The 21922-nt window shown below is 59.6% G+C and carries 17 protein-coding genes; 7 read left to right on the top strand and 10 right to left on the bottom strand.

Features of this window, described 5'->3' with window-relative positions; translation table 11 throughout:
• Positions 1 to 209: 209 nt before the first annotated feature.
• From B7O88_RS08300 to B7O88_RS08330, 7 genes are all read right to left on the bottom strand, one after another.
• The gene (locus tag B7O88_RS08300) at positions 210 to 443 is read right to left on the bottom strand and encodes an anti-sigma factor family protein (RefSeq protein ID WP_088275103.1); all 234 of its coding nucleotides are present in this window, start codon (positions 441 to 443) and stop codon (positions 210 to 212) included.
• Positions 437 to 1048 carry an RNA polymerase sigma factor gene (locus B7O88_RS08305; protein WP_088275105.1) on the bottom strand — a complete coding sequence of 204 codons (612 nt, stop codon included), beginning with the start codon at positions 1046 to 1048 and terminating at the stop codon, positions 437 to 439. The genes B7O88_RS08300 and B7O88_RS08305 overlap by 7 nt, the downstream gene beginning before the upstream one ends.
• The gene (locus B7O88_RS08310; protein WP_088275107.1) at positions 1048 to 2169 is read right to left on the bottom strand and encodes a beta-ketoacyl-ACP synthase III; all 1122 of its coding nucleotides are present in this window, start codon (positions 2167 to 2169) and stop codon (positions 1048 to 1050) included. The genes B7O88_RS08305 and B7O88_RS08310 overlap by 1 nt, the downstream gene beginning before the upstream one ends.
• A 14-nt stretch (positions 2170 to 2183) precedes the next feature.
• Complete coding sequence (locus B7O88_RS08315; RefSeq protein ID WP_103904629.1) at positions 2184 to 3143, bottom strand: alpha/beta fold hydrolase; 960 nt, start codon at positions 3141 to 3143, stop codon at positions 2184 to 2186.
• 40 nt (positions 3144 to 3183) lie between these two features.
• Positions 3184 to 7083, bottom strand: a complete 3900-nt coding sequence (gene hrpA / locus B7O88_RS08320) for an ATP-dependent RNA helicase HrpA (protein WP_088275110.1) — start codon at positions 7081 to 7083, stop codon at positions 3184 to 3186.
• Positions 7084 to 7166: 83 nt separating this feature from the next.
• Positions 7167 to 8855, bottom strand: a complete 1689-nt coding sequence (gene fadD1 / locus B7O88_RS08325; protein ID WP_088275112.1) for a long-chain-fatty-acid--CoA ligase FadD1 — start codon at positions 8853 to 8855, stop codon at positions 7167 to 7169.
• Between the two features lie 259 nt (positions 8856 to 9114).
• On the bottom strand, positions 9115 to 10800 hold the full coding sequence (locus B7O88_RS08330) for a long-chain-fatty-acid--CoA ligase (protein WP_088275114.1): 1686 nt from the start codon (positions 10798 to 10800) through the stop codon (positions 9115 to 9117).
• Between the two features lie 245 nt (positions 10801 to 11045).
• On the opposite strand from B7O88_RS08330, the gene B7O88_RS08335 reads away from it, so the two are divergent.
• Both B7O88_RS08335 and B7O88_RS08340 read left to right on the top strand, forming a co-directional pair.
• Complete coding sequence (locus B7O88_RS08335; protein ID WP_088275116.1) at positions 11046 to 12002, top strand: alpha/beta fold hydrolase; 957 nt, start codon at positions 11046 to 11048, stop codon at positions 12000 to 12002.
• A complete protein-coding gene (locus tag B7O88_RS08340; RefSeq protein WP_088275118.1) occupies positions 11989 to 12459 on the top strand; it encodes a MaoC/PaaZ C-terminal domain-containing protein in 471 nt (156 codons plus the stop codon). Before B7O88_RS08335 ends, B7O88_RS08340 begins: the two co-directional genes overlap by 14 nt.
• Before the next feature lie 511 nt (positions 12460 to 12970).
• On the opposite strand, the gene B7O88_RS08345 is transcribed toward B7O88_RS08340, so the two are convergent.
• Both B7O88_RS08345 and B7O88_RS08350 read right to left on the bottom strand, forming a co-directional pair.
• Complete coding sequence (locus tag B7O88_RS08345; protein WP_088275120.1) at positions 12971 to 14149, bottom strand: vWA domain-containing protein; 1179 nt, start codon at positions 14147 to 14149, stop codon at positions 12971 to 12973.
• 14 nt (positions 14150 to 14163) lie between these two features.
• Positions 14164 to 15009: an AAA family ATPase gene (locus B7O88_RS08350; RefSeq protein WP_088275122.1), complete on the bottom strand. Its 846-nt coding sequence runs from the start codon at positions 15007 to 15009 to the stop codon at positions 14164 to 14166.
• Positions 15010 to 15281: 272 nt separating this feature from the next.
• Here B7O88_RS08350 and cysK point away from each other — a divergent pair, with 272 nt between their 5' ends.
• The 4 genes from cysK (at position 15282) to B7O88_RS08370 (ending at position 19393) form a co-directional block, all read left to right on the top strand.
• Positions 15282 to 16256 (top strand): cysteine synthase A, encoded by a 975-nt coding sequence (cysK, locus tag B7O88_RS08355; RefSeq protein ID WP_088275124.1) that lies wholly within the window; start codon positions 15282 to 15284, stop codon positions 16254 to 16256.
• Positions 16257 to 16370: 114 nt separating this feature from the next.
• Positions 16371 to 18086, top strand: a complete 1716-nt coding sequence (gene aceK, locus B7O88_RS08360) for a bifunctional isocitrate dehydrogenase kinase/phosphatase (protein WP_088275126.1) — start codon at positions 16371 to 16373, stop codon at positions 18084 to 18086.
• Positions 18087 to 18369: 283 nt separating this feature from the next.
• Positions 18370 to 18576: a cold-shock protein gene (locus B7O88_RS08365; protein ID WP_083727464.1), complete on the top strand. Its 207-nt coding sequence runs from the start codon at positions 18370 to 18372 to the stop codon at positions 18574 to 18576.
• 235 nt (positions 18577 to 18811) lie between these two features.
• Positions 18812 to 19393: a TetR/AcrR family transcriptional regulator gene (locus B7O88_RS08370; protein WP_088275128.1), complete on the top strand. Its 582-nt coding sequence runs from the start codon at positions 18812 to 18814 to the stop codon at positions 19391 to 19393.
• Positions 19394 to 19397: 4 nt separating this feature from the next.
• Here B7O88_RS08370 and B7O88_RS08375 read toward each other — a convergent pair whose 3' ends face one another.
• Entirely contained in the window at positions 19398 to 19784 is a 387-nt protein-coding gene (locus B7O88_RS08375; protein ID WP_088275130.1) for an MFS transporter, read from the bottom strand.
• A gap of 54 nt (positions 19785 to 19838) precedes the next feature.
• Between B7O88_RS08375 and B7O88_RS08380 the strand changes: the two genes are divergently transcribed.
• Positions 19839 to 21860, top strand: coding sequence for a S9 family peptidase (locus tag B7O88_RS08380; protein ID WP_088275132.1), 2022 nt, complete (start codon positions 19839 to 19841; stop codon positions 21858 to 21860).
• Positions 21861 to 21922 lie beyond the last annotated feature (62 nt).

Here is a 21922-nt window from a genome sequence, read left to right on the forward strand (position 1 = left end):
GTGTTGGAGGGAATACTGGCAGCGCCATATTTCAGATCAGTTGCGCGGACATGAACATTCGATGACAGGGGAACTTTTTCCGTACGCAGCACTTCCGCCAGGAAGACGGAAACAGCTTTACCTTGAAAGCATCGAGATAGAGGGGTTCAGAGCAGTCGAGGGTGACACGGCCGGCACCCGCCGGAAACATACGAGCGCTGATTGACGAGTCAGTGATGGTCGCGGCGAAACGCCTGCATTGCCTTGAGCAACGCGTCCAGCTCCGCCACATCGGCCTCTGGCAGCTGGCGGATGACCCGCTGACTGAGCCGCAGCTGGCGAATGAACCGTCGGCAACGCAGACAGACAGCAAGATGCGCCGCAACCGCCAGGCGCTGCTTGAACTTCAGCTCGCCATCCAGCAGATCGCTTGACCGCCCAACCAGCTCCTTGCACGTCAACATTCGCCCGTTACCTCAAAATGCTCCAGCGTCGCAAATACACTCAGACGGGCGCGATGCAGCAGCACCCTGACATTGGAGTGCGAGATGTCCAGCAGGTTACAAATGTCGGTTAATTCGAGCCCCTGCCGTTCACGCAGCAGCAACACACTGCGCTGCAGCTCGGAGAGCGAGTTCAGGGTATGTTCGAGGCAGTCACGCAATGCCTGCTCGTCAAGCAATGCTTCGGGAGAGTCGCTGTGCCAGAGCGGCAGCTCTCCGGCCCAGTGCCCGTCAGATGCAAAGCGTCGGTCGTCGATGGAGCCATGCGGCCCGGTCAGATCGTCGAGCAGGACCTCGCGACGCTGTTTGCGCAGGCGCGACTTTGCGGTGTTGGCGGTGATGGTAAGCAGCCAGGTCTTGAGACTTGAGCGCGCGGCAAACCCGTTGAGGTTGCGCACGACCGCAAGCCAGCTTTCCTGCACCACTTCTTCGGCATTGGCGATTCCGACAATCGCCGTCGCAACTGCCCGCATGGCCCCCTGGTAAGTGGATACCAGCTGACGGTACGCGCCCTGTTCTCCGGCGAGCAGGCGCTGAATCAGATCCTGCTCGTCGGTCACACGGATCAGCCCTTGCGGACGATGACGCTACCGATGGAGTAACCCGCGCCGAAGGAGCAGATCACGCCGTGGCTGCCGACCGGCAGGTCAGCCTGGTGCTGGTGGAACGCGATGATCGAACCGGCAGAACTGGTGTTCGCGTACTGATCGAGCACCACTGGCGCTTCTTCTACGCTGGGGTCACGACCGAGCAGCTTGCGGGCGATCAGCATGTTCATGTTGAGGTTGGCCTGGTGCAGCCAGAAGCGCTTGACGTCGGCAACAGCGAGACCGGTTTCGGTCAGGTGCTCACCGATCAGTTCGGCGACCATCGGGCATACGTCGCGGAACACCTTGCGACCGTTCTGCATGAACAGCTTGTCGCGCGCGCCGATGCCGGACTCGTCACAGCGGTTGAGGAAGCCGAAGTTGTTGCGGATGTTGTTGGAGAACTTGGTCAGCAGCTTGGTGCCAAGGATCTCGTAAGGGTGTTCGCAGACCGCATCTTCGGCGCGCTCGATAACCACCGCGGTGCAGGCATCACCAAAAATGAAATGGCTGTCGCGATCGCGGAAACTCATGTGGCCGGTACAGACTTCAGGGTTGACCATCAGCACGGCGCGGGCCTGACCGAGGGCAACGGTATTGGCTGCATTCTGAATACCGAAGGTGGCCGAGGAGCAGGCCACATTCATGTCGAACCCGAAACCCTCGATGCCCAGTGCTTCCTGCACTTCAACCGACAGTGCCGGATAGGCGCGCGGCAGGTTGGAGCAGGCAACGATGACGCCATCGATATCAGCCGGTGTGCGACCCGCAGCTTCAAGCGCCTGATGGGCAGCCTTCACGGCCATCTCGCACAGCAGCGATTGTTCGTCGTCGCTGCGCTCGGGAATGGAAGGGACCATACGATCCACGTCCAGGATGCCGCTCTTGTTAATGACATAGCGAGCCTTGATGCCCGATGCCTTCTCGATAAACTCGGTACTGGAGCACGCCAGGGGTTCAACGCTACCGGCCTCGATAGCTGCGGCATTCTCAGCGTTGAAACGCTCTACGTAGGCATTGTAACTGGCAACCAGCTCTTCATTGCTGATGCTCTCGGACGGGGTAAACAAACCTGTTCCGCTGATCACGACTCTGTGCACGGTCGGTCCTCTTCTCATGTAATGTACGCCGCCCCCTCAACGTCCGCTGCGCTACAGCGAGGGAACAGCTCTTGTGTGTGCGTAGGTTGCTGGCGCTGAGCCAGCCAGTCGGCAATCAGCGGGAAATGATCCTGCTCTGCCTGCGGATGGGTGAGCAGATCGGTGTGCCCGTAATGGCGCGAGCAACCCCGGCCCTTTTCCAGCAAGATTACCTGTGCATCATGTCTGCCCAACTCGTGGGCAAACCGTCTGACATCCTGCATGTGCCCCAACACGCGATCACGATCGCCAGCCAGATACAGGCTGGGGGGCCACGCCAGACTCTTCAAGGCGCTAGCATAGTCGAAACCATCCTCAAGATCACGCCATTCGCCGCGCTCCCAGGCCAGGCAAACGGTGTGAACATCGACGCTCTCATCGTGACTGCCCAGTCCCATTGAGCAGGCCGGGATGCGCCCCTTGAACCGACCGCCAATAGACGCCAACGTCCCCCAGATACAGCGCCGGGCGAGGCGGGTAAAACGGCCACCGGCCAGCGCTCGACGGCGTACGCCGAACTGCACCAGCCCGCTGATCGAGGCCAGCAACTGCGGCTTGCGGATCAACGCTGCCGCCAGCCACACGCCACCCCAGCCGTGGCTGACGACAAACAGCCGCTGATCGGGATGTTCGGAACGCAGCCATTCAAGCAGTGAAGGGATATCGGCCTGCAACAGGTCCGTCATGCGGATCGTCTGCGGCCCACCGAGCGCGGGCAGACTGTCACCGTGGCCGCGCAGATCGGCTACGTAAACGCAGCAGCCCTGCTCCGCAAGATAACGGGCCAGCCCGTGTTCGGCAGGCAAAAATACCCGACTGTCGGACATGGCACCATGCAGCAACAGGACCACAGGCCCCGACGCGGGCGCTGCAGCCAGGCGCTGCAGCTGCAATTGGCCGCCGTTGTCACTTGCCACCTGAATAGGCTCGATCACTCCAGTCACCCCGTCACGCCGTGCATTATCAGCCGCGCTGTCAGGCGGTTATTTCCCGCCACAGTTTTGCCAGCCGCTTGCCCGAGACCGGCATCCGCGTGCCAAGCTGCTGGGCAAACAGCGACACCCGATACTCCTCCAGCATCCAGCGCCATTCTTCCAGCCGCGGGTCCCAGCGACCTTCGCGCTGGAAGCGCTCACTCAGGGCCTTGTATTGCTGCCAGTAACCTTGCAGCTCATCGGTCCAGGCGCGATCTCGCGGCACCTGACCCGGCAGTTTGTCGAGCCGCTGCTCAATCGCACTCAGATACCGCGGGTACTGGCTCAGCCATTCGCCCGGCACCTGCCGCGCAAAGCCCGGGAAGACCAGTTCAGACAGTTGCTCGCGAACATCGTTCATGGCCAGCGCGTGGGCCAGTTCGACCTTACCCTTGAAGCGCTTGCGCAGCCCGTGCCACTGCTTGAGGATCGCCAGCACCTGACTCGTCAGCTGCTCGCACGCCGGCACCCAGTCGCCGCGGCCGGCCTCGATCAGCGCGGCCAACGTCTCGGCATCGCGGGGCAATGGCGCCCCGGCAGGCAAAAACACCCGATCAATCGCGCCCAGCAGCACATCATCGGTCAACTGCTTCTGGGTGCCGAGGTCACGGTAGTAGATTGCTGCGTCCTTGAGGGTGGTCAGCTTCTGACGCAGGTAACGCGCCTGCTCGTTCAACTGAGGACTTTGCAGCAGCAGGCGCTGAATGCCAAATCGATGCTCACGCAACGCGACCTGCGGCACATCAAACAACTGCTCGACCACGTCCTCGCCCTGCTCCACCCAGGCCGGGTGGAAGTTCACGGCAATACCCGCCTGCTTGCGCACCAGGGTTTCCGGCAACGCATAGCTGCCGGGCACCTGTGCGGGTGCCTTGGGCTTGTCTTCAGCTACGGGTGTCACGGCCTGCAGCGGCAGGCCGTCAATCTGGGCGCACAGCGCGCTGTAATCGCGGCCGGCGCAGATCGGCTTGCCGACCGCATCGACCACCTCGATACGCATGCGCAGATGGTCTTCCAGCTCCACATCAGCCCAGGCATCGCCATCCAGCCGCACACCGGTCATGCGCGTCAGCTCGCGGCCGAGCGCCTGAGTCAGGCTGCCGTCGGCAAACGGCATGCGCTCCAGCGCGGCGCGCACAAAGTCCGGCACCGGGACAAAGTTCTTGCGAATGGCCTTTGGCAAACCACGCACCAGCGCCACACACTTGTCGAACAACAGCCCGGGCACCAGCCAGTCGAGCCGCTGCGGGTCGATACGCCGCAGCAGCGAGGCAGGAATGCGCACGGTCACGCCGTCTGCCGGATGGCCCGGCTCGAAGTGATAGCTGAGCGGCAGTGCCACACTCTCCCAGCGCAGCAGATCCGGGTACAGATCGGCGCTGACATCATTGGCCTCGCGCTGCAGCAGGTCATCGCGGGTCATGTGCAGCAGCTTGGGATTGGTCTCGCTGCTGCGCTTGAGCCAGCGCTCGAAACTCGCCAGCTGGTAGATGTTCTCGGGGATGCGCTGATCAAAGAAGCGGTACAGCGTTTCCTCGTCCACCACGATATCGCGCTTACGTGCCTTGGCTTCCAGTTCATCCAGCTGGCTGAGCAACTGCTGGTTGGCCTTGTTGAAGGCCGCCCTGCCGTGCCACTCGCCTGCCACCAGCGCCTGGCGAATAAACAGTTCGCGCGAGACAACCGGATCAATCGGGCCGAAGTGCACCTTGCGCTTTGGCACGATGATCAGGCCGTACAGCGAGACCTGCTCAAAGGCCACGACCTGACCGCGCTTTTTCTCCCAGTGCGGTTCGCTGTGACTGGTCTTGACCAGATGCGCCGCCAGCGGCTCGACCCACACCGGATCAATCTTTGCCGCCAGCCGACCATACAGACGGCGGGTTTCCGTCAGCTCGGCGACCATCACCCAGGCCGGCTTTTTCTTCGCCAGACCCGAGGACGGATGCAGCAGGAAGCGGCGTTGCCGTGCGCCGAGATAATCGCCCTCCTCGGTCTTGTTGCCGAGGTGGCTGAGCAGCCCCGCAAGCAGCGCCTTGTGTATCGGCTCGCCGGACGCAGGCTGTTTGTTTTCTTCCAGTCCCATGTCGCGGCAGGTGAGACGAATCTGCCGATGGGTTTCGCGCCACTCACGCAGACGCAGATAATTCAGGAAATTGCGACGGCACCAGCTGCGCAGCTGGCTCTGGGTCAGTGCCTGACGCTGGCTCTCAAAACCGTTCCACAGATTCAGGAAGGCGGCAAAGTCCGAGCCCTCCTCGTTCCACTGGACATGGGCCTGATCGGCTGCCTGCTGCTTTTCCAGCGGACGTTCGCGCGGGTCCTGCACAGCCAGCGCGCTGGCAATCACCGCCAGTTCGGCCAGGCAGCCCTGACGAGCCCCTTCCAGCAACATCCGACCAATCCGCGGATCAACCGGCAGGCGCGCCAGCTGGCGACCGATGTCGGTCATCGCACCGCTGCGATCGACCGCACCCAGCTCCTGCAGCAAGGTAAAACCGTCGCTGATGGCCCGGCCATCCGGCGGCTCGATAAACGGGAAATCCTCGATGCGGCCAAGGCGCAGATGCAGCATCTGCAGAATAACCGAGGCCAGGTTGGTGCGGCGAATCTCCGGGTCGGTAAACTCCGGGCGAGCGAGGAAGTCTTCCTCGCTGAACAGCCGCACACAGATACCGGGGGCAACCCGGCCGCACCGGCCCTTGCGCTGGTTGGCACTGGCCTGCGAGACAGCTTCCACCGGCAGCCGCTGCACCTTGGAGCGCGGACTGTAGCGGCTGATGCGCGCCTCGCCCGGGTCAATCACATAGACGATGCCCGGCACCGTCAGCGACGTTTCCGCCACGTTGGTTGCCAGCACCACACGCCGCCCGGCATGGGAGGAAAAAATCTTCTGCTGCTCGGCAGCCGACAGCCGCGCATACAGCGGCAGAATCTCGGTGTGCTTCAGGTTGGCCTTGCGCAGGTACTCGGCGGTATCGCGAATCTCCCGCTCGCCCGGCAGAAACACAAGCACATCACCCGGCGATTTGCCGTGGCTGCGCTCAAACTGCTGAATCTCGGTGAGCGCGGCAACGATGCCCTGGTCGATGCTGAGGTCTTCCTCGACCGTGTTGCCCTCTTCGTCCCGTTCGGCGCTGAGCGGCCGATACCAGACATCCACCGGGTAGGTACGACCGGACACTTCAATCACCGGCGCATTGTCGAAATGGGCCGAGAACCGCTCAAGATCAATGGTTGCCGAGGTGATGATCACCTTCAGATCAGGCCGCTTGGCCAGGATGGTCTTGAGGTAACCCAGCAGGAAATCGATATTGAGGCTGCGCTCGTGCGCCTCGTCGATGATCAGGGTGTCATAGCGGGTGAGGTAACGGTCATTCTGGGTTTCGGCCAGCAAAATGCCGTCGGTCATCAGCTTGATCAGCGAGCGCTCTGAGGTCTGATCGGTAAAGCGCACCTGATAGCCGACCAGCTCACCCAGCGGCGTATTCAACTCTTCGGCAATACGCGATGCCACGCTGCGCGCAGCCAGTCGCCGCGGCTGGGTATGGCCGATCAGACCGTGGATGCCGCGCCCTAGTTCCAGACAGATCTTCGGCAACTGGGTGGTCTTGCCTGAGCCGGTCTCGCCGGCGATCACCACCACCTGATTGTCGGCAATAGCGGCCTTGATCTGCTCGCGCTTGTCGGCTATCGGCAGTGCATCGGGATAGATGATTTTCGGGATCAGCCGGGCGCGCTCGGTCACCTTCTCGCTTGAAGCGTTAAAGCGCTCCAGCCAGGCTGCGGCGGCCTTGCCCTGATCGTCCTTGGGCAGGCGCTGAAACTGCTGCTGCAGGCGATGACGATCGCTGGCCATGACCTGGGAAAAATCGGGCGCATTGGAGTGCTTGGCTGACATGGTTGATCCTTGGCATTAAAAAACCCCGCCCGGCAGTGCCGGGCGGGGCTGTATTGTCGCAAAAACGGAGCGACCGGTGCAGCTTACTGGCTGGCGAGTTTCTTCAGCTCTTCGTCGCGCAGTTCGCGGCGCAGGATCTTGCCGACGTTGGTGGTCGGCAGAGCGTCGCGGAACTCAACGTGCTTGGGCACCTTGTAAGCAGTCAGGCTGCTGCGCATATGGGCGATCACGTCTTTCTCGGTCAGGGTCGAGTCGGCAGATTTGACCAGGAACACCTTGATCGCTTCGCCCGATTTCTCGTCCGGCACGCCAATGGCAGCACACTGCACCACGCCCGGCAGGGTCGCCATGACATCTTCCAGCTCGTTCGGGTACACGTTGAAACCGGATACCAGAATCATGTCCTTCTTGCGGTCAACAATGCGCAGGTAGCCGTCTTCCTGAATGATCGCAATGTCACCGGTTTTCAGCCAGCCTTCGGCGTCCAGGATCTCATCGGTTGCTTCCTGACGCTGCCAGTAGCCCTTCATTACCTGTGGGCCCTTGACGCACAGCTCGCCACGCTCACCCAGCGGCAGCTCGTTACCATCCTCATCGATGATCTTGCACAGGGTGGACGGCACCGGAATACCGATGGTGCCCAGCTGAATGTTGCTTATCGGGTTAACCGTAGCAACCGGGCTGGTTTCGGTCATGCCAAAGCCTTCACAGATATCGCACCCGGTAACCTGCTTCCAGCGCTCGGCGGTAGCCAGTTGCAGCGCCATGCCGCCGGACAGGGTGACCTTGAACTTGCTGAAATCCAGCGCACGGAAAGCGGCATCGTTGCACAGAGCAACGAACAAGGTATTGAGGCCAACGAAGCCGGTGAACTGGAACTTGGACAGCTCCTTCACAAAGGACGGGATATCACGCGGGTTGGTGATCAGCACGTTATGGTTACCGCTGACCATCATTGCCATGCAGTGGAAGGTGAAGGCATAGATGTGATAAAGCGGCAGCGGGCAGATCACGACTTCTTCGCCATCAATCATGTTCGAACCCATCAGCGCCTTGGCCTGCAGCATGTTGGCAACCAGGTTGCGGTGCGTCAGCATCGCACCCTTGGCAACGCCGGTAGTGCCACCGGTGTACTGCAACACGGCTATGTCGCCAGACGCCGGACTGGCTTCTGCCAGACTCAGGCTGCGTCCCTTGGCCATGGCATCGTTGAAGCGGACCATGCCCGGAATATTGTAGGACGGTACCATCTTCTTGAGGTACTTGACCGCCGCATTGATCAGCAGGCGCTTGAGCGGAGGCAGCATATCGCCGAGCTCGGTGACAATGACATGCTTGACGCCGGTCTTGGGCACTACTTCTTCTGCCATATACGCCATGTTGGCCAGGCAGACCAGCGCCTTGGCGCCGGAGTCGTTGAACTGGTGTTCCATTTCCCGCGGGGTGTAAAGCGGGTTGGTATTGACTACCACATAGCCGGCACGCATCGCACCGAACACGGCAATCGGATACTGCAAAACGTTCGGCATCTGGATAGCGATACGATCGCCTGGCTGCAGGCCGCTATGCTTCTGAAGGTAGGCAGCAAAGTGACCCGAGAGAGTGTAAAGGTCACCGTAGGTGAGTGTCTTTCCGAGGTTGGTAAAGGCAGGCTTGTTGGCGAAGCGCTGGCAGGAGTCTTTGAGAACGGCGAGAACGTTGGGGTACTGGTCGGGATCGATTTCAGGGGAAACACCCGCTGGATATTTGTCTTTCCAGAAATTTTCAAGCATGTAGGCCGGCTCCTGAACAGGTATTGCTGCTGTCTTATCGTATGTTCGGTTGTCTTTTGGTGCTTTCAGCACTCTTGTCACGACACTCAGTCTGGCCCTCGGCAAGCGTCTATTTGACGCACCCGAGGGTCCAAAGAGCCCGAAGACTAGCAGCTTTTCCAGAGGCAGACCAGCACCCCGGACAGGCATCCAGAGTGCATGAAGCTTGGCTTTGAGCGCCTGCGAGGGTGACCGGCGAGTCACCCTCGCAGGCAGAAGATTACTGGTCGCGCAGCTCGCGACGCAGAATCTTGCCAACCGCCGACATGGGCAGCGACTCGCGAATCTCGTAATGCTTGGGCACCTTGTACCCGGTGAAATTCGCGCGGCAGTATGCCTTGAGCTCGTCAACGGTCAGGCTCTTGTCGCTGGGCACAACAAACAGCTTGACCGCTTCGCCGGATTTCTCGTCTTCCACGCCGATGGCCGCCGCATTGGCGACCTTGGGATGGGCAGCCACCACGTCTTCAATCTCGTTGGGATAGACGTTGAAGCCGGACACAATGATCAGGTCCTTGATGCGGTCAACAATCGACACAAAGCCGTCTTCGTCGATGATCGCCACGTCACCGGTACGAAACCAGCCGTCGGCATCCAGTACCTCTGCAGTCGCTTCCGGGCGATTCCAGTAGCCCTTCATTACCTGCGGGCCTTTGACGCACAGCTCGCCACGCTCGCCGATAGGCAGCTCGTTGCCGTTTTCATCAATGACCTTGAGGGCTGTACCCGGTGCCGGCAGGCCAACCGAGCCCAGACGCGCCAAACCATCGCCCGGGCTGGAGGTCACAACGGGCGAGCACTCGGTCAGGCCATAGCCTTCACCAATGACGCAGCCGGTCTTTTTCTGCCAGCGCTCGGCAGTGGCCTTGACCAGCGCAGTGCCGCCGGAACCGGTGCTTTTGAGCCGCGAGAAATCGAGCTTTTCAAACTCGGGATGATCCATCAACGCGACAAACAACGTATTGAGGCCGACAATCGAGGAGAACTGCCACTTTTTCAGTTCGGCGACAAAGCCGGGAATATCGCGCGGATTGGTGATCAGCACGTTATGGTGCCCGGCGATCATCATGCACATGCAGTTCACGGTGAAAGCAAAGATGTGATACAGCGGCAGCGGTGCAATGATCACCTCGCCGGGTTCACCGTTGATCTTCTGACCGTTGCTGTCTAGCTGCTGCATGTTGGCGTACACCTGCAGCATGTTGGCCACCAGGTTACCGTGGGTCAGCATGGCCCCCTTGGCAACACCGGTAGTGCCGCCGGTGTATTGCAGCACGGCCACGTCGTCCAGCGTGCGGGTCACACCACTCGGGCGCTGGCCGTTGCTGCGCTTGAGTGCTGCCTTGAACGGCACCGCCTGCGGCAACGAGTAATCCGGGACCAGCTTTTTAACGTGCTTGACCGCAGCATTGACCAGCATGCCCTTGAGGCCAGGCAGCATGTCACCCATACGCGCCTCAAACAGGTACTTGATCTCGGTATCAGGCAGCACGTCCTGTACCAGATGCCCAAACATGTTCATGTAGATCAGCGCCTTGGCACCAGAGTCCTGGAACTGGTGACGCATCTCCCGGGCGGTATAGAGCGGGTTGGTGTTGACTACCACCAGTCCGGCTCGAATCGCACCGAAAACAGCAATCGGGAACTGCAGCACGTTAGGCATTTGCACGGCAATACGGTCGCCGGGCTTGAGGTCGGTGTGCTGCTGGAGATAACTCGCGAAGGCGGCCGACAGACGATCCAGGTCAGCGTAGGTCAGGGTGACCCCCATGTTGCTGAAGGCTGCCAACTTGGCGTGCTTCACACAGGCCTGGTCAAAGACGTCGATAATCGAGCTGTACTGTGTCAGATCGATGTCGTTGGGAATCCCCGCCGGCCGTTTATCAGCCCAGAAGGACGCATCCATTGTTATTCTCCTATTCCCCGGTGGTGCAGTTTCTTATATTGGCAACGCCAGTCGTTGACGTCGATTGAGCATTGAAGCTCTTGGCACTACTGATAAAGTGGCTCAAAGCTAACAGGGCTTGGCGCAAATACAAAATGCTGGAGTGTTTCATTTGATTTGTGAATACCGCTTCTCCCGCGCGCACTAGCATGCCTGTAGCGATCGCCCGTAAACAACAAGAACAACAAGCACAGGACGACTGACCAATGCCCTACTCCACCCTGGCATTAACCGCACCTGACGGCGCCCACCTGAACATTCACCACTGGCCCACCGCGTTGCCAATACGCGCCAGCGTCGTCATCTGTCACGGCATGGCCGAACACGGCGCACGCTATCAGACACTGGCGGAACAACTCAACGCCGCCGGACTCGGTGTATGGGCACTGGATCTGCGCGGCCACGGCCTTAGCACGCCCGAACTGGCCCGTGGCCAACTTACACCTGGCGCAAGCTGGGAGGCGTTGACCAACGATCTGCTGCAAGTGATCAGGCATGCCAGAGACGCCGCGCCGGAGCACCCGCTGATCCTGCTCGGGCACAGCATGGGCAGCTACGTCGCCCAAAGCCTGCTGCTGACCCATTCCGACTGCGTCGATCTGGCAGTGCTCAGCGGCAGTAACGCCAACCCACGGGTGCTCTGCCGCATAGGGCGGATAATGGCAGCACTGGAAAGCCGCATGCGGGGTACCGATGCGCCCGCACAGACCATGAACACACTCTCGTTCGGTCGCTTCAACCGCGCCTTCGGTGCACCCCGCACTGCGTTTGACTGGCTCAGCCGGGACCCTGTTCAGGTCGACCGCTATGTAGCCGACCCGCTTTGCGGGTTCGTGCTCAGTGGTCACTACTGGCAGTGCCTGTTCGACGCGCTTGGACGTATTGCGACAGCCGATCAGCTGGTTTCGATACGGCGCGACCTGCCCGTTCTGATACTGGGTGGCGAGCGCGACCCCGTCAGTGCCGGAAACGGCCTGGCAAAGCTGCAGCAACGGTTGCACGCCGCCGGACTTTCACAGGTAGAATTGCGGCTTTATCCGGGTGCCCGGCACGAAGCCTTCAATGAGATCAATCGGGATGAGGTCATCTCCGATGTGCTCAGCTGGCTGGACCGGCACCTGTCCACCACCGTGCAACGGAGCCGCAGCCATGCAGAAGCTTGAAAACCGCATTTACGACGAACTCAACATTGGTGACAAGGCCAGCCTTGCCCACCAGGTACAGGAGAGCGACCTGCTGCTGTTCGCTGCGGTGTCCGGCGACGTCAACCCGGTCCACCTGGACGAAGAATTTGCCGCAGCCACCCCGTTCAAGGGCCGCATTGCCCACGGTATGTTCTCCGGCGCACTGATCTCCGCCGCAATCGCCTGCGAACTGCCGGGGCCGGGCAGCATCTACATCGGCCAGGAGCTGAGCTTTCTGCGCCCGGTACGCCTGGGCGACAACATCACCATTGAGCTGGAAGTGCTGGAAAAACTGCCAAAGAACCGGGTAAAAATCGCCACCCGCGTTATCAATCAGGACGGCAAGCAGGTTGTGGATGGTGTCGCCACCGTAATGGCGCCCACCGAGAAGGTCAGCATCGACCGTCCGCAGGCACCGGCGGTGCAGTTGGGCTAAGCGGCAGCTTTCGCTGCCGCAGTTGGAAGCTACAAGCGGCAAGCCTCAAGCTAAATCAAACCCGGCACAGGGCCTAATGCTGCTCAGTTAGGCTTTTTCATTAGCTGTACCGGGCTTGAGGGAGGCGTTTTGCCGGACGGATACGGCATGTCGTGCTCGTGCGAACACTACCTCTGCAGGGAAAGGCTTTGGCATGTTGCATCTCCCGGAGCCTTGCGGACGCGACGTGTCGCGTCCCTACGAATATCATAACCACAACTCCGTAGTAGGGACACGGCATGCCGTGTCCGTAAGGCCCCTGCTACAGCGCGAGCGCGCGGTAGCGGGTAATCCGAGGGCCTTGGATTTCGCAGCTTATTCGCAGCTTAAGTGAACAGCTTTACGGCACTGTGCCGGGTTTGGTTCTGGAGCAGGAAGCTAATGTGCCGAATCAGCCGCCACAGACAGTCCCTGCAGGGACTGTTTGTGGCTTATAGCTTGCAGCTTCTGGCTGCGGCGGCGAAGCCGCCGCCTACTTGCTGAGATACTTCATACCGTCTTCCAGGCCCTGCAGGGTCAAGGGGTACATCTTGTCTTCAACCAGTTCGCGAATCAGCTTGGTTGAAGAGGTGTATTCCCAGGCATCCTTCGGATACGGGTTAATCCAGATAAGCTTCTTGTACTTCTCCATGAAGCGCTGAATCCAGACGTAGCCCGCCTCTTCGTTCCAGTGCTCTACGCTGCCGCCCGGCTGAGTGATTTCGTAGGGCGCCATCGCAGCGTCACCGACAAACACCACCTTGTAGTCCGGACCGTACTTGTGCAGCAGATCCAGCGTCGAGGTGCGCTCGCTGGTGCGACGCATGTTGTTCTTCCACACCGACTCATAGACGCAGTTATGGAAGTAGTAATACTCCAGGTGCTTGAACTCGGTACGGCAGGCAGAGAACAGCTCTTCGCACACCTTGATGTGCGCATCCATCGAGCCGCCGATATCGAACAACAGCAGCAGCTTGACCGCGTTACGCCGCTCCGGACGCATCTGGATATTCAGCAGACCCGCATCCTTGGCGGTGTGGTCGATGGTGCCGTCAATGTCCAGTTCGTCTGCAGCGCCCTGACGCGCGAATTTGCGCAGGCGACGCAGCGCCACCTTGATATTGCGTGTACCCAGCTCGACCTGATCATCCAGGTTCTTGTACTCACGCTGATCCCAGACCTTGACCGCCTTGCCCTGGCGCTTTCCGGCGTCGCCGACGCGAATACCCTCAGGGTTGAAGCCACCGGAACCAAAGGGACTGGTGCCGCCGGTACCGACCCACTTGTTGCCGCCCTCGTGGCGCTCTTTCTGCTCTTCGAGGCGCTTTTTGAACTCCTCGATCAGCTTGTCGAGACCGCCGAGCGTCTGGATCTTGGCCTTTTCCTCCTCGGTCAGCATGCGCTCGAATTCCTTGCGCAGCCAGTCGTCGGGAATCATCGCCTCAATCAGTTGATCGAGGTTTTCCAAACCCTTGAAGTAGGCACCGAAGGCACGGTCGAACTTGTCGAAGTGCCGCTCGTCCTTGACCATGACGGTACGCGCCAGATAATAGAACTCGTCCATATCGGCGAACACGACGTGGTGCTTCAACGCGTTGATCAGGTCGAGCAGCTCACGTACCGAGACCGGTACCTTGGCTGCCCGCATCTCATTGAACAGGCCCAGTAACATCGGGCACCTCCCTCTTAACGGTTCTGACGACGCGTCATAAAGGCGAGGCGTTCCAGCAGCTGGACATCCTGTTCGTTCTTGACCAGCGCACCGTACAGCGGCGGAATCGCCTTGGTCGGATCGCGGTCACGCAGAACGGCCTCGGGAATCTGATCAGCCATCAGCAGCTTCAGCCAGTCAACCAGCTCGGAGGTAGACGGCTTCTTCTTGATACCGGGTACCTTGCGCACATCGAAGAAGATATCCATGGCTTCGGACAGCAGTGTCTGCTCGATCTTCGGGAAATGCACGTCCACGATCTTCTTCATGGTCTCGCGATCAGGGAAGGCGATGTAATGGAAGAAGCAGCGACGCAGGAAGGCATCCGGTAGCTCTTTCTCGTTATTGGAGGTAATGATGATAATCGGGCGCTGCTTGGCCTTGATGGTCTGGTTGGTCTCGTAAACGTAGAACTCCATCTTGTCGAGTTCCTGCAGCAGGTCGTTCGGGAACTCGATGTCGGCCTTGTCGATTTCATCGATCAGCAGGATGGCGCGCTCTTCGGACTCGAACGCTTCCCAGAGCTTGCCTTTCTTGATGTAGTTGGCAACGTCGTGCACCTTGTCGACGCCCAGCTGGGAATCACGCAGACGACTTACCGCGTCATACTCGTACAGCCCCTGATGCGCCTTGGTGGTGGATTTGATGTGCCAGGTAATCAGCTTGGCGCCCATGGACTCGGCCAGTTGCTCGGCCAGCATGGTTTTACCCGTGCCCGGCTCGCCCTTGATCAGCAGCGGGCGTTCCAGGGTAATGGCGGCGTTAACCGCCAGTTTGAGGTCGTCGGTTGCGACGTAGGACTGAGTACCTTCGAACTTCATCTGAGTATTCCTTGGGCCGGAGCCCGGTGTAATAGAGACCAGGCATTGCACGAAAAATGGATCAAGCACTATAGCTTGCGACGATTTTCACTGTAAACGCGACACGGCACAACCAAAGGCTGGCTGATACCCCCTCATTATTGGCAACGAGATTTGCGCCACCAACGCACCCGAAAGCTCCGCGCATCGCATTGACGGGTGCCGGCGCCCGGCATAGGCTGATTGGCCTGATCCCCCCCTGCCCTGCAGCATTTACAACAAGGAGTCGTGCCATGAGCCGCATCTTCGCAGACAACTCCCAGGCCATCGGCAACACGCCGCTGGTTCGTATCAATCGCCTCGGCCCGAAGGGCGTGACCATTCTGGCCAAGATCGAAGGCCGCAACCCTGCCTATTCGGTCAAGTGCCGTATCGGCGCAAGCATGATCTGGGATGCCGAATCCAGCGGCCGCCTGAAGCCGGGCATGACCATTGTCGAGCCAACCTCTGGCAACACCGGCATCGGCCTGGCATTCGTTGCAGCCGCCCGCGGCTACAAGCTGGTGCTGACCATGCCCGCATCAATGAGTCTGGAGCGCCGCAAGGTACTCAAGGCGCTGGGTGCCGAGCTGGTACTGACCGATCCGGCCAAGGGCATGAAGGGTGCTATCGAAAAGGCACAGGAGCTGGCCACCCAGCACCCGGAGCAATACATCCTGCTGCAGCAGTTTGAGAACCCGGCCAACCCGGCCATTCACGAAAAGACCACCGGTCCGGAAATCTGGAACGACACCGACGGCAGCGTTGACGTGCTGGTCGCCGGCGTCGGCACCGGCGGTACCATTACCGGCATTTCTCGCTACATCAAGCTGACCTGCGGCAAGAAGATAACTTCTATAGCGGTTGAACCGGCGACCTCCCCGGTAATCACCCAGACGCTGCAGGGTGATGAGGTCAAACCCAGCCCGCACAAGATCCAGGGCATTGGTGCCGGCTTCGTGCCTGCCAACCTTGACCTGGGCATGGTTGATCGCGTTGAACAGGTCAGTGATGACGAAGCCAAGGACATGGCGCTGCGCCTGATGCGCGAGGAAGGCATTCTGGTCGGCATTTCCTGCGGTGCGGCCATGGCGGCAGCAGTGCGGGTCGCAGAGGAGCCAGCGATGCAAGGCAAGACCATCGTCGTCGTCCTGCCGGATTCCGGCGAGCGCTACCTGTCCACCATGCTATTCAGCGACCTGTTCACCGATCAGGAAACAGTGCAGTAACAGCCGCGTCCGCCGCACCCTGACCCGGTGCGGCGGATCGCAGCACACCCTTCCCAGTCTGCCCCTGACTGGCTATGCTGCGGGCATTCGCTCCCCTACCCGCAGGCGCTCTTCATGTCCCAGGCTTCCGATCAGATAGCTCAGCAGATTCTCTCCGGCTTTGACCGCTACCGTCGCATCTTTCGCGACCTGACCGCCGGCGCCCGAGCGCGCTTCGAGCAAGCCCGCTGGAACGACATTCAGGAAGCCTCTACCCTGAGGATCAACGCCTACGAAGAACAGGTACAGGACACCGCTGAACGTCTTGCCGCATCCGAACTTGGCGAGCAGGTGCGCAATGTCGCGGCCTGGCCCGATATTCGCCTCTCCTACATTACCCTGATTGATCAGCGCTTTGACGACGAACTCGCAGAGACCTGGTTCAACTCGGTATTCTGCAGCCTGCATCAGCACGACCAGATCAGCGACGAAACCATGTTCGTCCACAGCACCCGGCCGGTTAGCCGCCCGCCCTCACGCATCTCCCTGACCCGTGGCTTCATCTCCGAGGGGTCGCTGCAGGGGCTGGCCCACCAGATTCTCAGTGAATACAGCTTCGATGTGCCCTGGGAAGACATGACGCGGGATGTCGAGATGATTGTCAGTGAGCTGCAGCAGGGGCTGCCTGACTGGGCGCAGATGGATCGCGGGCTCACCGCCGAAATGGTGCAGAGTGTGTTCTACCGCAACAAGGGAGCCTACCTGGTCGGGCGCCTGATCAGCCAGCAGGAGCAATGGCCCTTTGTGCTGCCGCTGGTCAACCGCGAGCACCAGGGCATCAGCGTCGATACCGTGATCACCGATGAGTCGGACGTTTCGATCATCTTCTCCTTCACCCGCTCCTATTTCATGGTCGAATGTGCGGTACCCAGTGAGCTGATCGCCTTCGTGAAACGCCTGCTGCCCGGCAAGCATCTGGCCGAGCTTTATACCGCCATCGGTTTCTACAAGCAGGGCAAGTCCGAGTTTTACCGTTCGCTGATCGCCCACCTGGCCAATTCGGATGACCGGTTTATCATGGCGCCCGGGGTACGCGGCATGGTAATGAGCGTATTTACCCTGCCGGGCTTCAATACGGTCTTCAAGATTATCAAGGACCGATTTGCCCCCTCGAAGAACATCGACCGCGCTACCGTCATCGAGAAATACCGACTGGTTAAACGTCACGATCGCGTCGGTCGCATGGCAGACACCCAGGAATTTGCCGATTTTCGCTTTCCGCGTGATCGCTTCGACCCCGAATGCCTGCAGGAGCTGCTGGAGGTCGCCGCGTCAACCGTCATTGAGGAAGGCGATACCATTCTGATCCGGCACTGCTGGACCGAGCGCCGCATGACGCCACTGAACATCTATCTGGAAAATGCCAGCGAACAGCAGACTCACGACGCTTTGCTCGATTATGGCAAGGCGATCAAGGAACTGGCCGCTGCCAATATTTTCCCCGGCGACATGCTGTTGAAGAATTTTGGTGTTACCCGCCATGGCCGCGTGGTGTTTTACGACTACGACGAAATCAGTTATCTGACCGAGGTTAACTTTCGAGTCATTCCGGAAGCGCTTTACCCGGAACAGGAAATGGCGTCGGAACCCTGGTATTCGGTATCACCAAATGACGTGTTCCCCGAAGAGTTTCCAGTTTTCCTGTTTGCCGATCTGCACCAGCGCAGACTTTTCTCCAGATTGCACGGTGACCTGTTCGATGCCAGTTACTGGCAAGGCCTGCAGGAGCAGATTCGCGCGGGCCAGGTACTGGATGTCTACCCCTATCGACGCGCCACGCAAGGCGCGTAAAACGGGCATTTCCGGCTTACTGAAAAAAAATCTTGAAAGACGTGCCATTTCCTGAATCTGTCGTATACTCAATTTCGTTTATTCGCGCCGTGATGGGGTCTTGTTGAGGTCTTGACTTGTCCCCCTGAAAGGCGCAGAGTGAGCGCGTAGGTTTTCAAGAGATAGAGTTGTAGGCTGCAAGCGCACTTTTCAGTACGTAAGTTTGTCATTCTCGTGATCTTTGATTCCCACGCTTTAATTGAGTGCAAACTCAAGTATTTCAATTTGATAGGAATTATCTGAAATGGCAACTGGTACAGTTAAGTGGTTCAACGACACTAAAGGTTTTGGTTTCATCACTCCGGATGGCGGTGGAGACGACCTGTTCGCCCACTTCTCCGAGATCAAGGTTCAGGGCTTCAAGTCCCTGGCTGAGAACCAGAAGGTGTCCTTTGACGTGACCACTGGTCCGAAAGGCAAGCAGGCTGCAAACATTCAGATCATCGGTTAATCCGAGAACTGAATAAAAAAACCCGGCTCAGGCCGGGTTTTTTGTTGCCTGCAGAATGCTAAAAACTACTCGCCTCCGCCGTCCCGACCGCGTACCCTATGCGGCATAAAAGCCATCCGACACCCCTGCTGCCGCCCGGGGTATCCCGCGGATGCAACACGTCTAACAACCTCGTTTTACCCTCGCCCGACCAAAGTCGGCCGCGAGCAGGAACGTCAGTCACAGGGGGTTACCAGTGGATACCACGCCCAGCAGTCAGAACCCGGATGCACTCAAGGTCATCATTTTTCGTGCCGCAGAAGCGATCGTCAGTGAATTGGGCGCGTCGCAACTGACCTTCGCCAGCCTGAGCGAACGCAGCAAAATTGATGAAGCCACGCTGCAACAAATGTTCCCCGACCGCGAAGCGCTGCTGAGCGCCATGATCGAATACCGTCTTGAGCGTTTTCGCGTGCGCTGGGGCGCCTATGAAAGCGTATTGCCCGACGAGCCCATGCGCGAACTCAAGGCATTGCTGCTCAGCAACATGAGCGAATCCAGCGAGGAAAAGAACCTGGACTCGGCCATTTTCGCTGCCGCCGCCAGCAATCCGGCCTTGCTGCAGACCAGCTCGGATAACGTCCAGGGGCTGTTCGATATTCTGGAGAAGTCTCCCCTGGGGCTAGCCCAGGCGGCCATCCTGTTTTTCTCGGTACGGGGTTATCGTCTGTTCGAGCAACTGAATATGTGCCCTATGACCGACGCTCAGCGTACCGAATTCCAGGAGCAGATCATGCGTCTGGCACGCATGATGTATGAGGCTCGCAACGGAGAATAAGGGATCAGGCGTCGGCGGCGGCCGGCTCGTCTTCCTGTGGATGACGCCGGCGCCACCAACGCTGGACTGCAAGGCGAACTGCCGCAACCGGCACATAGCACGCAAACGCCAGCGTCATCACCAGACTGAGCTCGCCAAGCACGCGCGACTGGTTCTCACCGGTAGACAGAAACGTATCGAGCAGATAGATCAGGGTAGCCGGAGCCATCCAGGTCCCGTCAGCCTCGACGGAAACCGGTGTAAACAGCAAGACCGCCATGGCCAGACAAAGCGGCTCACGAATAAGCCACCAGCGGGTCAGAGCAGTCAGCTTCCACCAGACAAGCCAGCACCCTGCCGCCGTCGCCAGATAGATCCACCAGACCGTCTGATATTCTGCTTCGTTGAACATTGCCTGCCATCCGTCCGATCAAATCAACCGCGCCATGATAACGGTTTTTAGCCCATGAGTCCTGAACTGCACCAACCCATCGCCCGCCGCGAATCCGGTGAAGATCCCTACCGCTGGCTCGAGCAGCGCGACACACCAGAAGTCATCCAACATCTGCAGGTGGAAAATGAGCACACCGACGCCTGGATGGCGCCCCATGCCGAGCTTCGCGAACAGCTGTTTCAGGAGATTCGTGGGCGCATCCGGGAGACCGATCTGGGCCTGCCCAGCCCCAAGGGCACCTGGCTGTATTATCAGCGCACCGAAGCCGGCGCCGAGTATCCGCGCTACTACCGCTGCCGCCGGCCGGCCGACCAGAGCCTGCACATCGACACCAGCACCGAACAGTTGCTGCTGGACCTGAATCAGCTGGCCGAAAATGAAGATTTTCTCGAGCTTGGCGACTTCAGCGTCAGTCCGGACCAGCACTGGCTGGCCTACAGCCTGGACACCCAGGGTAACGAGGTATATCAGCTTTACGTTCGCTCATTGCTGAACGATGAGATCTACTCCCTGCCACTGGAGAATGCCGGTGGCAACCTGTGCTGGGCCAACGATAACCGCACGTTGTTCGCCATCAGTCTGGATGACAGCGCACGCCCTGCTCACCTCTGGCGTCTGCGTCGCGACGAAGAGCCGGTCAGAGTCTTTGACGAGCCGGATGCGCTGTTCTATCTCTCGGTCTACCGCAGCAGTTCCGAACACTTTATCTGCGTCTCCAGCAGCAGCAAGAACACCGGCGAGGTGCACTTTCTGCCGGCGGACCAGCCGGAAGCGCCTCTGGAGTGTCTGGCCGCTCGACAGACAGGCCACGAATACGACGCAGACCATGGTGAGCAGGGTTTCATTATTCGCAGCAACAGTGCGGGAGAGAACTTTGGTCTCTACCGCTGTGATCCGGCCACACCGGGTCAGTCGAACTGGCAGCTGCTGTGCCCTGCAGATCCGGCGCATACCCTGGAGGATGTCGAGGTACAGCGCGACGCGCTGATTCTGCAGTATCGATGCGATGGCCTTTGCCGGCTGGATGTCCTGCCGGTTGGCGCAGACGCGTATCAGGTACAGATGCCAGATGCTGCCTACAGCCTCCATGTGCAGTCCGGCGAGGAGTACCAGAGCCCGCAGGTTAGACTGCGCTATGAGTCGCTGAATCGACCGGCCGAGATTCGCGCTCTGAATCTCAAGAGCGGCGAGCAAACGGTGCTGAAGCAAACACCGGTTGAGGGCCCCTTCGATCCAGAGGCCTACCGGGTCGAACGACTCTGGGCTATTGCTGACGACGGTGCCCGCATTCCCGTCAGCCTGATCGAGCGCAGCGATGCAAGCGGCAGCGGTCCGCTTTATCTATATGGCTACGGTGCTTACGGCGCGTCTATGGACCCGTGGTTCTCCCACGCCCGATTGTCACTGCTGGATCGCGGCTGGCGCTTTGCGATAGCGCACGTTCGCGGCGGCGCAGAAATGGGCGAGTACTGGTATCAGCAGGGTAAGCTGGAGCACAAGGGCAATACGTTCAGTGATTTTATCCGCTGCGCAGAGCAACTGATCGAGCAAGGCAAAACGGATCCCGGCCACCTGGTCATTGCTGGAGGCAGTGCCGGTGGCCTGCTGATCGGCAATGTCATCAACCAGCGCCCGGAGCTGTTTCGTGCAGCCGTAGCAGACGTGCCCTTCGTGGATGTCTGGAACACCATGAACAACCCGGAGTTGCCGCTGACCATCGGTGAATACGAAGAGTGGGGCGATCCCAACGAGCCGGAGGTTGCAGCACGCATCAAGGGTTATGCACCCTACGAGAATGTTAGCGCCAAGGCCTACCCTGCCCTGTTTGTGACCGCGGGTTACCATGACGTGCGCGTGCAGTACTGGGAAGCGGCCAAGTGGGTTGCGCGGTTGCGTGCCACACGCAGCAATCAGGCACCGCTGCTGCTGCGCACGCAGATGAGCGCGGGGCACGGCGGCGCCAGCGGCCGCTACCAGGCCATGCGCGACATTGCCGAGGAATACACCTTCCTGCTGACCGTGTGCAGCGTTTAGGCACTGCAGCGCAAGCATAAAAAAACCGCCGGCCCTTGCGGGTACGGCGGTTTTTTACGTTC

Origin of the sequence: Halopseudomonas aestusnigri, assembly GCF_002197985.1 — a bacterium.
Classification (GTDB): Bacteria; Pseudomonadota; Gammaproteobacteria; order Pseudomonadales; family Pseudomonadaceae; genus Halopseudomonas; species Halopseudomonas aestusnigri.

Bases quoted from the DNA above. Each gene is read 5' to 3' on its own strand.
- B7O88_RS08380 (WP_088275132.1), top strand. From the start codon at position 19,839: ATGAGTCCTGAACTGCACCAACCCATCGCCCGCCGCGAATCCGGTGAA.
- B7O88_RS08375 (WP_088275130.1), bottom strand. From the start codon at position 19,784: ATGTTCAACGAAGCAGAATATCAGACGGTCTGGTGGATCTATCTGGCG.
- B7O88_RS08340 (WP_088275118.1), top strand. From the start codon at position 11,989: ATGCAGAAGCTTGAAAACCGCATTTACGACGAACTCAACATTGGTGAC.
- aceK (WP_088275126.1), top strand. From the start codon at position 16,371: ATGTCCCAGGCTTCCGATCAGATAGCTCAGCAGATTCTCTCCGGCTTT.
- B7O88_RS08300 (WP_088275103.1), bottom strand. From the start codon at position 443: ATGTTGACGTGCAAGGAGCTGGTTGGGCGGTCAAGCGATCTGCTGGAT.
- fadD1 (WP_088275112.1), bottom strand. From the start codon at position 8,855: ATGCTTGAAAATTTCTGGAAAGACAAATATCCAGCGGGTGTTTCCCCT.
- B7O88_RS08330 (WP_088275114.1), bottom strand. From the start codon at position 10,800: ATGGATGCGTCCTTCTGGGCTGATAAACGGCCGGCGGGGATTCCCAAC.
- B7O88_RS08345 (WP_088275120.1), bottom strand. From the start codon at position 14,149: ATGTTACTGGGCCTGTTCAATGAGATGCGGGCAGCCAAGGTACCGGTC.
- hrpA (WP_088275110.1), bottom strand. From the start codon at position 7,083: ATGTCAGCCAAGCACTCCAATGCGCCCGATTTTTCCCAGGTCATGGCC.
- B7O88_RS08350 (WP_088275122.1), bottom strand. From the start codon at position 15,009: ATGAAGTTCGAAGGTACTCAGTCCTACGTCGCAACCGACGACCTCAAA.
- B7O88_RS08365 (WP_083727464.1), top strand. From the start codon at position 18,370: ATGGCAACTGGTACAGTTAAGTGGTTCAACGACACTAAAGGTTTTGGT.
- B7O88_RS08335 (WP_088275116.1), top strand. From the start codon at position 11,046: ATGCCCTACTCCACCCTGGCATTAACCGCACCTGACGGCGCCCACCTG.
- cysK (WP_088275124.1), top strand. From the start codon at position 15,282: ATGAGCCGCATCTTCGCAGACAACTCCCAGGCCATCGGCAACACGCCG.